Below are 14,058 nucleotides of genomic sequence, written 5' to 3' on the forward strand. Positions count from 1 at the left end.
AAACGCCGGGCTGACGCCCGGCGTTTTTTTGAGTATTTGGGGCAAGATGAACTATGCCCGTGGCACCTGCCCGCCCCCCGTTGAAAGACAGCCCCATGCCCGACCGTCTGCCCGCCCATCAGCTTGCGTATATAGCACTTCGGGATATGGTTTTATTCGGGGAACTGGCGCCGGGCGATGCGGTAACCATTGAAGGGCTGGTGACGCGCCTGGGGCTGGGCATGACCCCTGTGCGCGAGGCCATTCGCCGCCTGATTGCCGAAGGGGCGTTGCAATTGCAGGGCAACCGGCGGGTTTGTGTGCCCCGTCTGGGCGAACCTGCATTGGACGATCTGGGCTATGCCCGCGAAGCCGTTGAAACCCGGCTGGCCGAACAGGGTGCCAGCCGTTGCGACGCAGCAGTGATAGACAGGCTGCGCGCGATCGACGCGCGTTTGGACGGCGCGATTGCTACAGGGGACATACCCGCCTATCTGCGGGCGAATCATGAGTTTCATTTTGAATTGTATGCCTGCGCGGGGTCCGATGTTCTGCAGGCCCTGGCCGCATCCCTGTGGTTGCGGTTCGGCCCGTCCTTGCGGGTCGTGTGTCACGGGCCGGCGGGCGCGGGCGCGCGCGGGGCGGATGGTGACATGCTGCATATGCCCGATCATCACAAACGTGCCCTTGCCGCCCTGGAAACAGCCGACAATGCCGCGCTGAAAACCGCCATCCGTGATGATATTGCCCAAGGTGTTGCCAATATCCGCGCGGGGCTGCGGGGGGGCGTGTTCGGACCACCCGCCAAAATTTGATCAAATTCCCTTGACGCCCCCCTGCCCCTGCGTATCCTTGGCGGTGACCCCGAATTCTGGAGCTTGCAGATGACATTGCGCAATACCCCGCCCACCGCCGAGTTGCAGGCCCTGGATGCCGCCCATCACATGCACCCGTTCACCGCCAATACCGCCCTTGGGCAAAAAGGCGCGCGTGTCATCACGCGTGCCGAAGGGGTGCGGCTGACCGACAGTGACGGACAGGAACTGATTGACGGCATGGCCGGGTTGTGGTGCGTCAACATAGGTTATGGCCGCGCGGAACTGGCCGAGGCCGCCGCCCGCCAGATGCGCGAATTGCCCTATTACAACACGTTTTTCCAGACCACCCATGTGCCCGCGCTGCAACTGGCGGCAAAACTGGCCGAACTGGCCCCCGGCGATTTGAACCATGTGTTTTTCGCCAGTTCCGGGTCCGAGGCAAATGACACCAACATCCGCATGGTGCGCCAGTATTGGGCCCTGAAGGGCCAGCCCGCGCGGCGCACCATCATTGCGCGCCATAATGGCTATCATGGGTCCACCATGGGGGGCGGGTCACTGGGGGGGATGGCGGGGATGCATGCGCAAGGCGGTCTGCCCATTCCCGGCATCGTGCATATTGACCAGCCCTATTGGTATGGCGAAGGGGGCGACATGACCCCCGATGATTTCGGCCTTGCCCGCGCGCGCCAGTTGGAAGAAAAGATACTTGAACTGGGCGTGGAAAACGTTGCAGCCTTTATTGCTGAACCTGTGCAGGGGGCGGGCGGGGTGATTATTCCGCCCGAAAGCTACTGGCCCGAAATTCAGCGCATCGTGGACAAATACGGCATTTTGCTGATCGCAGACGAGGTGATCACGGGTTTTGGGCGCACCGGGTATTGGTTCGGGTCGCAAAGCTATGGCATCCGGCCCCATATCATGACCATCGCCAAGGGGCTGAGTTCGGGCTACCAGCCTATTGGCGGGTCCATTGTCTGCGATGAGGTGGCGCAGACCATCGGGCAGGATGAGTTCAACCACGGCTATACCTATTCCGGCCATCCGGTGGCCGCTGCCGTTGCGCTGGAAAACCTGCGCATCCTGCATGAAGAAGCCATCATTGAGCGCGTGCGCACCCATACAGCGCCCCATCTGGCGCAGGCCTGGGGCGGTCTGGCCGATCACCCGCTGGTGGGCGAGGCCGTGTCGCGCGGCATGATGGCCAGCCTTGCGCTGACACCGGACAAGGCGCGGCGCGCACGCTTTGCGGCCGATGCGGGCACAGTGGGGTATATCTGCCGCGAATATTCCTTTGGCAACAACCTGGTCATGCGCCATGTGGGGGACCGTATGATCATTGCGCCGCCGCTGGTGATTACGCCCGCCGATATTGACGAACTGGTGGCGCGCGCGCGCAAGACGCTGGACCAGACGCTGGACCACCTGCACCGCGAAGGGCTGTTTCAGGCCGCGGCCTGACGCCCCTTACCGGACCGGGCGCACCGGACCGTCGCGCAGCGCCGCCGCCATCATGACCCCGCGCAGCGCGGCCTTGCGCGGGACCATGAACCGCGACGGGGGACGGCGCGACAGGGTGGGCGGGGCCGAGGCTTCGCCCATAAGCGCGCGGGCCACCCGCCTGCCCCCTTCGGATGCGGCGGCCACGCCATTGCCATGCCAGCCCAGCGCCAGCCACAGCCCGCCCGCGCCGGGCACCGGGCCGATATAGGGCGCCAGCGATCCTGTCAGACACACCAGACCATTCCAGCAATATTGCGTTTCGGCCTGCGCGAAGGCAGGAAAGATCACCTCGAATTCCGCACGCGCCCGCGCGGCGAAGCGCGCCACAGCAGCGGGCGCGAAGGACAGCCCGCCGCGCGCGCCGAACAGAAACCGCCCATCGGGCAGCAGCCGGAAATAATGCAGCATGATCCGCGCATCATAGGCCATCAGCTGGCGCGTCCAGCCTTGTGCGGCCAGTTCCCCGCGCGACAGCGGGCGCGTGACCATGACATTTGACAGCGCGGGCAGAATGCGCCGCGCAATCCAGCGGGGCAGGCGTTCGTCACTGTAGCCATTGGTCGCAATCAGCACCTGTTTTGCATGAACCCGCCCCGTGGCAGTGTCCAGAACCCAGCCGCCGCCCGTGGGGTGCAGCGCGGTGACACGGCTATTGCCGAAAATGCGCACACCTGCCGCCGCTGCGGCGCGCGCAAGTCCTGCGGCATAGGCCAGCGGATGCAGGCCAAACCCATGGGGCACATAGACCCCGCCATGATAGGCGGCTGTGTTCAGCCCCTGATCGCGCAATGCCGCCCTGTCCCACAGAATAGCGGCCTTGTCCTGCGCGGCGTCGCGCTGCAGTCTGGCCCAGGCCTTGCGCGAATGCGCCAGAAGCACCTCACCCGCTTCGGTGGTGTGGGCGTCAATGTCATAGCGTTGCAAATTGTCGCGCACCCGTTCAATCGCGGCCAGTTCGAAATCCTGCCAGTCGCGCGCGCCATCTGCCCCTGTGCGGCGCACAATGGCAGGGGCGTCCAGCCTGGTGCCGCCCAGGCAGCAAAACCCGCCATTGCGCCCCGACGCCCCCCAGCCGGGCTGCGCGGCGTCCAGCACGGCCACCCGCAGGCCGTAGCGTTCCACCAGTTCCAGCGCCGCGTTCAGCCCCGCATACCCCGCCCCGATGACCGCCACATCCGCCGCAACACAGCCCTGAACAGCGTCATAACTGGCCAGCGCCGGACCAGATGCCCACCAATAACTGTCGGGCCACTGCGCCGTGTCATATCCGGCAAATTCATACAGCATATGCCCCCCGCATGCGATCATGCCAAAAGCTACATGACAGCCCCCGAAAGGGGAATGGCCGTTGCCCTACACATGATCCATAGCCATGGCAAATGCCGGACCGCTGTAGTAATCAAGGTGATCTGCCGTCATTTGCCACTATCGGGGAACATAGGGTCATGGTGAAACTGGGATTGATTGTTCTTGTGGTTCTGGCCGTGGCCGTGGCGGCCTATATCCGGCTGGCCCCGTCCGACCCCGCAACATGGCACGAAGACCCCAGACTGGTTGCGCGCCCGAAAACACCGAATTTCCACCTGATCCGCATGGTGGGCGGCGATGCCATGCCCCCCATTTTCCAGATGTCGCCTGCAGCGCTTGCCGCGCAGGTTGATGAGATTGCCCGCCGCGGCGGGGCGCAGCTGCTGGCGGGGTCCGTGGCACAGGGCCATATGACCTATCTTACCCGCACCCCCGTCATGGGTTTCCCCGATTATACGACTGTCATGATTGAACCCGCCGGGGACGGGGCCGCGCTGCTGGCCTTCGCGCGCGCGCGTTTCGGGCATTCGGATATGGGCAATAACCGCGCAAGGCTGCAGGCGTGGATTGCCGCATTGCAGGCCCTGCCCGTCAGGGACTAAGGCTGCAGCATCCGCTGAACAATGGCGCAGACGGGCCAGCCATAAACCCGATGGACAGCCCATAGGCGCGATCACTCATCCCGTCATTGCACATTTCGGGGTAGATAAACGCCGTTGCAGGCCCGTCCGGCCCCGTCAGGCGCACCATGCGCCGAAAATCCTGCGCAATGCCGCTATCCTGCGCAATCTCGATGGTCAGTTCACCCCCATCGCCATTCAGGCTGTCATAGTGCCACACACCGCCATCATTGCGAATGGACCAGAACGGTTCGGTGCCGAAACACCGCAAGCCCACAGGCATGTTGAAATGGTCTATCGGCTGGCCTTGCGCGCGCAGATACCGCATGAACACCCACCCTGTCCCTTCGCCCGTGTTCACCAGCCCCCAGCGCTGGGTTGAATTCAGGGTCACCACTTCTATACCCGTGGCATCGGGGGGAAAACTGCCCATAATATCGCCACTGCCGGACGGTTCACGCCGGATGTTCAGGACATCCCCTGCGGACACATCCACCAGATCAAACAGTTGCGGATACTCCTGCGCCGAAAGTGGCACAGCCACCAGCACCCCCGCCGCCACGACAACGCATTTCAGAATACGCAACATCCGTCCCTCCTGTTTGTCTGCCATGCGCGGCGCGGGTCACATGGCGTCTTCATCCATCGAAAAGATCGTGGTCGCCTTGATTTCCTCCATCGACAACAGGGCCGTTACGTTATGGATGCTGACTTCGGAAATCAGCGCCTGATAGAACCGGTCATAGGCGCGGGCATTGGGCACGCGCACCTTCAGAATATAGTCGATATCCCCAGCAAGGCGGTGGGCCTCCATCACCTCGGGGCGGGCGCGCACGGCGTGCAGGAAACGGTTTTGCCAATCGGCCTCATGGGCGGCAGTGCGCACCAGAACAAAAAAGCACGCTTCCAGCCCCAGCGATTCGGGGTCCAGAAGCACAGTCTGGCGCGTGATGACGCCTGCAGCCCGCAATTTGCGCACGCGGTTCCATACGGGCGTCTTGCTGGACCCGACCTTGCGCGCGATTTCGTCCAGCGACTGGCTTGCATCGTCCTGCAATTCACGCAGAATACGCCTGTCCAGATCATCCAGATTGTTTGCCATTGGTCCATTTTCTCCACAATGCGCAAAATGATGGGACAGTTTCCCAAATTCACGTTTTAGCATCCTATGAAATGGAAATATCTTCTGCAACAGGTTATGTGCTGCGGCAATTCGCTCCGATTGATATTGATCGGCATCAAGGTATACCCTTGGGTCAAGGGATACGCGATATTGGGGCCAGCCCCCGCAGGCAGACAGGAAAGAACGCATGATGGATCAAATCGCACCCGCCGCAAAAGCCACGCCAACCTTGCCGGATGCACAGACTGTCACATCGGTGACGCATTACACCGACCGCCTGTTCGCCTTTCGCTGCACGCGCCCGCTTAGCCTGCGCTTCCGGTCGGGCGAGTTTGTCATGATCGGGCTGTTGGGCGACAATGGCAAACCCTTGTTGCGCGCCTATTCCATCGCGTCCCCGTCATGGGATGAAGAACTGGAATTTTATTCGATCAAGGTTCCGGACGGTCCGCTGACATCGCGCCTGCAGCATATCCAGCCCGGCGACAAGATCATCTTGCGCCCCAAACCCGTGGGAACCCTTGTTCTGGATGCGCTGCTGCCGGGCAAACGGTTGTGGATGCTGGCCACAGGCACCGGAATTGCCCCTTTCGCATCCTTGCTGCGCGATCCCGATACATGGGAAAAATATGAGCAGGTCATTGTCATGCACACCTGCCGCGAACAGGCAGAACTGACCTATGGGCGCAATCTGGTCGAAGCGCTGCCCGATGACCCGCTGATCGGCGAGTTGGTGGGCGACAAGCTGCTGTATTACCCGTCCACAACACGCGAAGCCGGGCAGTATACGGGCCGGGTGACTGACAACCTGTCTTCGGGCAAAGTGTTTGCCGATCTGGGCATCCCCCCGCTTGACCCTGCCAGCGACCGCGCCATGGTCTGCGGGTCACTGGCGTTCAATCTGGACATCAAGAAGGTTCTGGAAGATGCGGGCCTGACCGAAGGGGCCAACAGCGCCCCTGCCGAATATGTGGTTGAAAAGGCTTTTGTGGACTGACCCTGACAGCGCCGGGGCGTCGTGTTCAACACTGGCAACCCGGCCTTCAGCCGCGTTTTAGGGGATGTGGCGTTCATTCGCATTCACGCCACATACGCCGACTTATTGATTTCGCAGGTTCGAGAAGCTCAAAACCGGTTCCGCCTTTTGCGCAACCTGCCCAAATGTGCACCGCCCATAACTGCGACAGGCGCTATTGCAGTTCGATCTGCGCGCGCGCGGCCAGCCCGTCCGCATCCACCACCGACAAGCTAAAAAAGCCCGGACCGTGCAGGGGCAACACGGCGCTGCGGTCATGGCTGCGCAGCACCACCGGCACCCCGTTGGCAAACCAGCTAAACGGCGCGCGCCCGCGATCCACACGCGCCACCATCCCGCCCGCGCCCGCCATCATCACGGCCCCATCAGGCGGAAAGGCCAGTTCGGGCGCATCGCGCGGCTGTCCGGCGCGCTGGCCGAAATGGCGCAGCGGCGCGGGCAATTCCGCATGGGTCAGCACCAGCGCATCAGGCGGGGCGGGTGCCAGCGGCACAGGGCGCGGCCCCAGCCGGGCAAACACATCGAACAGAAGCGGCGCGGCAACATCGCCGCCATACATGCCCGGAACCGGCACCCCATCCGCACGCCCGACCCACACACCGGCCACATGCCGCCCGTCAAACCCGATGGCCAGCGCGTCACGGTGCCCGTAGGACGTGCCCGTTTTGAATGCCAGCGGCCAGTCCGGCAGCACCGGCGCGCGCGGGGTTGCGGCCAGAATGTCGCCCACATGCCACGCGGCCTGTGGTGTCAGAACACGCCGGCGCGGGGCGGGTGGTGCAGGCGTGACCGACAGCGCCACCCCTTCGCCCCCGCGCGCGATGGCCGCATAAAACTGCACCATCCCTTCCAGCGTGACCCCCAACCCGCCCAGACTGACAGCCAGCCCCGCCATATCGCCGGGAATATCGGCCGCAATGCCCGCCTGCCGCAACGCCGCCATCACGCGCGCCGGTCCCAGCGCTTGTGTCACTTCCACCACCGGCAGGTTCAGCGACAGGTGCAGCGCTTCGCGCGCCGTGACCGGACCACGAAAGCTGCGGTCGAAATTCTGGGGCGCATAGCCGCCAAAACTGGTCGGGCGGTCGTTCAGCACTGTTTCAGGATGGGCCAGCCCGTCGGAAAACGCCAATCCATAGACCAACGGTTTCAGCGTGGACCCCGGCGAACGCGGCGCCTGGGTCATATCCACAAATCCGCGCCGCGCCACTGATGTATAATCGCCCGACCCCACCAGCGCACGAATGGCCCCGCTTTCGTGATCGGCCACCACAAACGCAACAGTGGCCTGCGCGGGCAGCGCTGGCAGCGCGCGCGCGGCCAGTTCTTCCAGCGCGGCCTGCAGGTCCGCATCAAGCGTGGTCAGGTGCACGCGGGCATCAGGTGCGGCACCACGCAGCCTGTCCGCCAGATGCGGCGCATGCGCACGAAAGGCGCGGCGCTGCACGGGCAGGGGTTCGCGCAGCGCAGCGGCAGCCTGATCGGCAGCAAGGACGCCAGCACGGTGCGCACGCGCCAGCACGCGCGCGCGCGCGGCCTGCGCGCGGGCCGGGTGGCGGTCAGGGCTGCGCAGCGCAGGCGCTTGCGGCAGCGCGACCAGCAGCGCCGCCTGTGCGGGCGTCAGGCGCGCAGGGTCACGCCCGAACCATGCGATACTCCCTGCACGCACCCCTTCCAGATTGCCGCCCATGGGCGCATGATGCAGATACAGTGACAGGATCGCGGCCTTGTCCAGCCTGCGTTCAAGCGCCAGGGCCAGCCGGATCTGGCGCCATTTTCCCGCCCATGTCCCGGTTGGACCGTCTTCAATCAGGCGGGCCACCTGCATGGTCAGCGTGGACCCGCCCGACACCACCCGCCCGTTGACCACCACCTGCCCCACTGCCCGCAACAAGGCCGCGACATCCACGCCGGAATGGCGGTAAAACCGACGGTCCTCATAGGCGATCAGCATGTTCAGGTAGGCAGGGTCCACGCGGTCCGGGTCAACCGCCAGCCGCCAGCGCCCGTCATCCACCATAAAGGCGCGCAACAGCTGCCCGTCATGGGCCAGCACTTCGGTTGCGGTGGCAGGGCGCAGGTCGGCGGGCATGGGCGTCATGGCCACCCAGCGGTCGAACCCCGCCCATAGCACCACCGCCAGACCCACCGCGCCCAGCAACGTGCGCGCGTTCATGGCGCAATCGTCACGCGCCCTGTGCCAGTCGTCGCACGGCGGGTCGGGCGGTACATGTCCTCAACCTTGGCGGCAGGGTGGTGGAACACGCCGGGCGACACCACCCGCACGATATAGGCCAGCCGCAAGGGCGCATCGCTGCGCCAATCCACTGCCGCAAGGAACCTGTCAGCGCGCGCTTGGGTCATTTCAGCCCCGTCATGGGTGTTCAGCCAGTCCAAGGCACGAATATCGCCATCGCGCAGCAAATTCGCATTGTCGATTTCAAACCCCGCAGGCAAGGCGTCATCCACCATCAGCCGCCCGTCGCCGCTGCCGCGATCGGGGCGAATGTCCAGCACGGTCACCAGCCGGTCACCGGCGCGCAGCGCGTCCATGTCAGCGGGTTGCCCGTCCATGGCGAAATAGCTGCGCGCAATCGTGTACCCCGTCCCGCCCGCGTCAGGGGGCGTTTCGGGCACGCCAAAGGCCGTCAGGGTCACGGTGACCGGCTGCGCGCCGTCATTGCCAACGCGCGCGGGCTGGCCATCCAGCAAATGCACCATATGGCCCGCAACCGGCTGGCCATTCAGTGTCAGCCCCTGTGCGCCGGACCGCAACGCCACCGCCGCCCGCAAGGACCACGCCGCTTCTTGTGGGGATAACTGGTCAAACGACGGGCGCGATGACAGGGCGGCGGCAAATTGCGGGCCGTCCACAACAGCGCTGCCCGCGTCAAGGGCCAGCGCCAGCACTGCGGCAGTGTCGCGCAGCGCTGTCCCGTAATCGTTGCGCCAGCCAGACGGGGCCTGATCAGCCAACGCCATATCGCGCGCGCGGGTGAACATGGCATCCGCGCGCTTTTGTTCGCCATACGCGGCCAGCGCCGCACCCAGTTGGGCGGCGGCAATTGGCGTGTCGAACCGGTCCGCAAGCGTGTCCGCGTAATAGCGCAGATCCCCGATTGCGGCCTCGCCTGCTCGGGCCAGAACCTCGAACGCATAGGCATAGCCGCCCGCGCCATCATACAATCCGCCCGCCTGCGCGACCTGATTGCGCAGATTGTCCAGCGCCATGCGCAGCGCGGCGGGGGCGACATTGGCCCCCTGCCCCTGCGCGCGCAACACCACATCGGTGGCATAGGCATCAAGCCACAGGTCGGACCCGCCCGCCCCCCACAGGCCAAAACTGCCGCGCCGGTCCTGCCGTGTCAGAATCGCGTCAATGGCGGTCTGGACCTGCTGGCGCAGCTGCGTCTGCGTCATAAGCCCCATGTCCAGCACCGTATCGGATGCCAGCAAAAGCGGCTGCAGGCCAGACGCAATCTGTTCGGTGCACCCGTAGGGATACGCGCTTAACCGCCGGATCAGCCCCGCCATGTCCAGCCCCGCCGCCCCGCCTGCCATCAGCGTGGCGCGGCCTGTTCCCGCGCGCAGCCCGTCCAGCGCATCGGCCCCGAAGTCAAACACCTGCCCCGGTTCCAGAACAAATTGCGACGAACGCGCGATTTCGGGGTCGGTATATTGCACCGTCAGCGCCACCTGACGCGTCAGGATACGCCCGTCTGGCAGGGTCAGCGCAATCTGGTAGCTGTGGTCCCCCGGCGCAGTCGGGCGCAGGGGCACATCCAGCGCCACAGTTTCGCCCGCGCCAAGGGTGACATATGCGGGCACATCGCCAAGGCCATGGCCACTGAGGTGCAAGGCCATATCGCCGGTGGCACCTGTTGCATGCGTCAGCTCCAGCCGCAAACGGCTGGCATCACCCGGGGCCATGAAGCGCGGCAGGCTGGGCTGAATGACAACCGGATCACGCACCAGAACATCTGCGCTGGCCTGCCCCACGGCATCGTCAGACCAGACCACCGCCATGACCCTGACGGTGCCATTGAAGGCGGGCAGGTCAAACGCAAGTTCCGCCCGGCCGTTCACAAAGCTGACGGGCCCTGAAAACAGCGACAGCAATTCTTCGGACGGGGCGGGGCCGGAACGCGCGGCGGTTTGCGCATCGCCGCCCGAACGCACCTGCCCCATGGCACCATGCCGCGCATCGATCAGCCGGCCATAGATGTCACGGATCGCCACACCAAGGCGGCGCTGCCCGAAGAAATGCGCCACCGGGTCGGGCGGGGCAAACCCTGTCAGGGTCAGCACACCCAGATCAATGGCCGCAACTGTGGCATAGACCGGGCCATCAACGGGGCCATCAGGGTCATTTTCCAGCGTCATGACAACCGCCAAGGGGCCGCGCGGGTCGGCCTGTTGCGGGGCGTCAAGCGTCACGTCCAGCGCGCGCGGCCCCGGTTGCACGGCGGCATGCGCCAGCCCCAATGCGCGGGCCGGCATCTGCGCGGCACTGTCTGACGGGCGTATCAGGCTGGCGGTGACATAGACCCCTGTGCCCCAGTCACCGGTTACCGGCAATTCCACCACGGTTTCGCCGGACACCGGCACCAGCCGCATGTCAATCACGCGGTCTGCCAGAACCATGACCTGCGCCATACCCGCGCCATCGGGGACGATACGCAACCGCGCCACGTCACCGGGCGCATAGGCGGGCCGGTCCAGCGCCAGCGCCAGCATGTCAGGCGTATCGCGGGCCGTGTCGGCGGCATACCACCCCGCCGCAAACCCGACCGAGGCACTGGCGAAATCCGAACCTTCATGCGTGACGCGCAATTCGTGATTGCCCCAGTCGACGGGCACCGAAATACTGTGCGGGCCATCTTGCAATGTGACATCACCTTGCGCGACGCGGCTGCGGTTTGTCACGGGTTCCCAGTTCCAGCGCCCGTCCAGACTGAACCACTGATAGCGTGTTTCAACCTTGTCGAGCTGCCAGCGCACTGCGCCAGACTGCGCCGCCCCGTCAGGACCGACAAGCACCAGATCAAAACGCGCCTGTGCGTTTTCAGGCAAGGGTCCGTCAAATGCGGGACGAATGCCCAGCACTGGCCCGACGGGCCGCAAGGCGCGCGTCAGGCTGCGTTCGACAGGGCGTGACGCCCCGTCCAGCAAGGTGGCGGTCATGGTCGCGCCATAGGGCCGGTTTTCCAGCTGAACCCCGTCCAGCGGCAGGGCAAGGGACAACTGCCCCGCCGCATCAGTCTGCAGGCCGCGTTCAAAACTGCGGCGCTGGGGATCAAGGCGTTGGTCATGCCGCCCGAATTGGTAGCCCGCCCAGCCCTCCAACTCTGCCACGGGGCGCAGGGTCACTGTGCCCGCCAGGGCGAGCCCAGCCGCAGGGGCACCAAACAGATGGCGCGCGGTAATGTCCAATTCGGGCGGGGCGGCAGGGTCAATCGGGCCATCTTGCGACAGGCGCAGGTCGAAATCTACGCGTTCAGGCAAGAAATCCTCGACCAGCACGGATTGACTGGCCAGCGCGGGCGCGTCCGGGTCGGCGCGCAGTTCCACCCGCCACAGACCACGCGGCACATCCCCGCCCAACGGCAGCGCGAAAACATGGCCACCCGCAACTTCGCGCGTGCTTTGGTGGCGCGCATATTCCACACCATCAGGGCGCAACAGGCGCGCGCCCAGCGGCATGCCGTGGATGGCGCGCGCGGACTGGTCGCGCACAAGGGCGGTGACATGGATCACCTCGGCCGCGCGATAGGCACCGCGATCGGTGGTCAGGAACACATCCACCGGGCCGGGGGCCGCGCGCCCTTCGACGCCGCGATCAGACAAATCGAATTCGGGATCGGACAGCGACAGAACCGCCATATCCTCATCTGTGGTTTCCACCAGCACCATGGCCGCCGCGCTGCTGTCACGCCCCTGCACCAGTTCGGCGGCAAAACGGATATGGCCCTGCGCATCGGCGCGGCCTTGGGCAAGAACGCGGTTGGACTGCGCCAGAAGCGACACCTGCGCCCCGTCAGCGGGGGTGCCATCGGACAGGTGCTGGACAACCACATGCAGGCCATCACTGCCCTGATAGCTGCTTACCCCCAGATCGGACACCATGAACCATTGCATCGCGGGGGGCACATCATAGGGGTCGGTATCGGGGACGGACGCGCGCAGCACATAGACCCCGGCTTGCAGCACGCCAGCCTCCTGCAGTGGCAGGCGCGTTGTGGTTGTGCGGTTCAGGGCGCTGTCAATTTCAGCCACGCCCTGCCAGACAGGTTCGGCCAGAAGCTGCTCAACGCGGTCCCCTTCCCATTGGCTTAGGGTGCGGGCAAAATTGCCCTGCCGGATGGCCGCAACAAGGTTGCGGTCCGAAACCCGCAGCAACCGCAAATCCAGCCTGTCGGCGTTCACGGTTTCCACAGGCAGGGCGCGCGGGCCGGATGCAGGCAGCACATATCCCCGCCCTGCAAAACGCACCACTGGGGCGCGGTCGCGCACATACACATCCAGCGGCACATCCCCCGCCAAGGTATCGCCCGAAACCGAGGGCAGACCCGCCCGAAACGTCAGGCTGTAGCTTTCGCCATAGCTGATGCCGGACAGGCAAAGCTGTTGCCCCTCGACCTCAAGGGCCAGTCCCTGCGCCGCGCTGTGCACGAAGGGCGCATAATCACGCGATGGCGACAGCCCGTCTGAAAAGCTGGCGCATATCCGCGGCGATGCTGTCAGCGCATCCACATCATGCGACAACAGGCGGAACCCGTATTCTTCGCGCAAGCGCATCAGGTCATCCCCTGCGGCACCGGGGCTTAGGCGGTCAGCGGCGCGCAGCGCCTGCAAGGCGTCCTGGCCGCGAAACACCCCTTCCAGCGCCCCCGCCAACTGAAGCAGGGCCTGCACCTGCGCGCCAGTGTCCGGCGCGCGCAACGCGGCATTTATGGCGGCACCGGCGGCGCGCTGGTTCAGGTCAAAGCGGTTATTCGCTGCTTCGGCGGCATAGGCCCCCAGCGCCTGCGCATGGGCAAGCCATGCCCGCGCGCTATCGGCCACAGTCACCGCCGCCCCCGTCCAGACAACAGCATCATTGCCAGACCGGCTGCGCGCCCCGTCCAAAAGCGCGGCTTCGCTCATGCCATTGGCAAAATGCCTGTCGGCCATGGTCTGCGCCATGTCGCGCGCGGCGGTCATATCGAAGCTTTCCAGAAAATCCAGATTGGCGCGCAGCGCCTGCGCCCGCGTCAGACTGGCCTGCGCCACCTGCTGGATCACGCCCGAAACAGCCCCTTCATACGCGCCGGGTGCCCCGATCCGGGATTTGGGAAAACACGCGCCATTGCGCTGGTTGAAGGTGAACCCCGCGCAATCTGCCATGCGCAGGCAGGTTGCGTGGCATTGCGCCAGCGTTGTGTCAAACACAGGCGTCAGGTCGCCACCGGGGAAATCGGTATTTGCCATGGTCGTGGCGAAACGGTCCGGGATGGCGGGGGTGGATTGCGCATGAACCCCGACGGGCAACGCCAGCACCAGCAGCAGCGCGGCCTTCCGGCCAGCACGCATCAGCTTGGCGCGCACCGAATGTCGGGGGTGGGACAGAACAGGCATGGAAACCTCCGGCTTGGACGGGAACAGGCGCGCAGGGTCACGCCCGCATTTACC

The 14,058-nt window shown here is 65.0% G+C and carries 9 protein-coding genes; 4 read left to right on the forward strand and 5 right to left on the reverse strand.

Annotated elements, in window-relative coordinates:
• Positions 1-95: 95 nt before the first annotated feature.
• Both ACTZWY_RS07125 and ACTZWY_RS07130 read left to right on the forward strand, forming a co-directional pair.
• Complete coding sequence (locus ACTZWY_RS07125; protein WP_444790004.1) at positions 96-794, forward strand: GntR family transcriptional regulator; 699 nt, start codon at positions 96-98, stop codon at positions 792-794.
• A gap of 69 nt (positions 795-863) precedes the next feature.
• The gene (locus tag ACTZWY_RS07130; RefSeq protein WP_444790005.1) at positions 864-2,258 is read left to right on the forward strand and encodes an aspartate aminotransferase family protein; all 1,395 of its coding nucleotides are present in this window, start codon (positions 864-866) and stop codon (positions 2,256-2,258) included.
• A 6-nt stretch (positions 2,259-2,264) separates the two neighbouring features.
• Here the strand turns inward: ACTZWY_RS07130 and ACTZWY_RS07135 are convergent, their stop codons facing one another.
• Positions 2,265-3,587: an NAD(P)/FAD-dependent oxidoreductase gene (locus ACTZWY_RS07135; protein WP_444790006.1), complete on the reverse strand. Its 1,323-nt coding sequence runs from the start codon at positions 3,585-3,587 to the stop codon at positions 2,265-2,267.
• Between the two features lie 158 nt (positions 3,588-3,745).
• Here ACTZWY_RS07135 and ACTZWY_RS07140 point away from each other — a divergent pair, with 158 nt between their 5' ends.
• Entirely contained in the window at positions 3,746-4,210 is a 465-nt protein-coding gene (locus tag ACTZWY_RS07140) for a DUF1499 domain-containing protein (protein ID WP_444790007.1), read from the forward strand.
• Here ACTZWY_RS07140 and ACTZWY_RS07145 read toward each other — a convergent pair.
• Complete coding sequence (locus tag ACTZWY_RS07145; RefSeq protein ID WP_444790008.1) at positions 4,200-4,817, reverse strand: COG3650 family protein; 618 nt, start codon at positions 4,815-4,817, stop codon at positions 4,200-4,202. The two genes, ACTZWY_RS07140 and ACTZWY_RS07145, sit on opposite strands and share 11 nt — an antisense overlap.
• Positions 4,818-4,853: 36 nt before the next feature.
• Positions 4,854-5,330, reverse strand: a complete 477-nt coding sequence (locus ACTZWY_RS07150; RefSeq protein WP_444790009.1) for an Lrp/AsnC family transcriptional regulator — start codon at positions 5,328-5,330, stop codon at positions 4,854-4,856.
• Positions 5,331-5,541: 211 nt separating this feature from the next.
• On the opposite strand from ACTZWY_RS07150, the gene ACTZWY_RS07155 reads away from it, so the two are divergent.
• A complete protein-coding gene (locus ACTZWY_RS07155) occupies positions 5,542-6,348 on the forward strand; it encodes a ferredoxin--NADP reductase (RefSeq protein WP_444790120.1) in 807 nt (268 codons plus the stop codon).
• 193 nt (positions 6,349-6,541) lie between these two features.
• On the opposite strand, the gene pbpC is transcribed toward ACTZWY_RS07155, so the two are convergent.
• Positions 6,542-8,563, reverse strand: coding sequence for a penicillin-binding protein 1C (pbpC, locus tag ACTZWY_RS07160; RefSeq protein ID WP_444790010.1), 2,022 nt, complete (start codon positions 8,561-8,563; stop codon positions 6,542-6,544).
• A complete protein-coding gene (locus ACTZWY_RS07165) occupies positions 8,560-14,004 on the reverse strand; it encodes an alpha-2-macroglobulin family protein (protein ID WP_444790011.1) in 5,445 nt (1,814 codons plus the stop codon). Before ACTZWY_RS07165 ends, pbpC begins: the two co-directional genes overlap by 4 nt.
• Positions 14,005-14,058 lie beyond the last annotated feature (54 nt).

Origin of the sequence: Roseinatronobacter sp. NSM, from assembly GCF_052379845.1 — a bacterium.
Classification (GTDB): domain Bacteria; phylum Pseudomonadota; class Alphaproteobacteria; order Rhodobacterales; family Rhodobacteraceae; genus Roseinatronobacter.

Coding starts and splice junctions, on each gene's coding strand:
- ACTZWY_RS07125 (WP_444790004.1), top strand. CDS start 96: ATGCCCGACCGTCTGCCCGCCCATCAGCTTGCGTATATAGCACTTCGG.
- ACTZWY_RS07130 (WP_444790005.1), top strand. CDS start 864: ATGACATTGCGCAATACCCCGCCCACCGCCGAGTTGCAGGCCCTGGAT.
- ACTZWY_RS07135 (WP_444790006.1), bottom strand. CDS start 3,587: ATGCTGTATGAATTTGCCGGATATGACACGGCGCAGTGGCCCGACAGT.
- ACTZWY_RS07140 (WP_444790007.1), top strand. CDS start 3,746: ATGGTGAAACTGGGATTGATTGTTCTTGTGGTTCTGGCCGTGGCCGTG.
- ACTZWY_RS07145 (WP_444790008.1), bottom strand. CDS start 4,817: ATGTTGCGTATTCTGAAATGCGTTGTCGTGGCGGCGGGGGTGCTGGTG.
- ACTZWY_RS07150 (WP_444790009.1), bottom strand. CDS start 5,330: ATGGCAAACAATCTGGATGATCTGGACAGGCGTATTCTGCGTGAATTG.
- ACTZWY_RS07155 (WP_444790120.1), top strand. CDS start 5,542: ATGGATCAAATCGCACCCGCCGCAAAAGCCACGCCAACCTTGCCGGAT.
- pbpC (WP_444790010.1), bottom strand. CDS start 8,563: ATGAACGCGCGCACGTTGCTGGGCGCGGTGGGTCTGGCGGTGGTGCTA.
- ACTZWY_RS07165 (WP_444790011.1), bottom strand. CDS start 14,004: ATGCCTGTTCTGTCCCACCCCCGACATTCGGTGCGCGCCAAGCTGATG.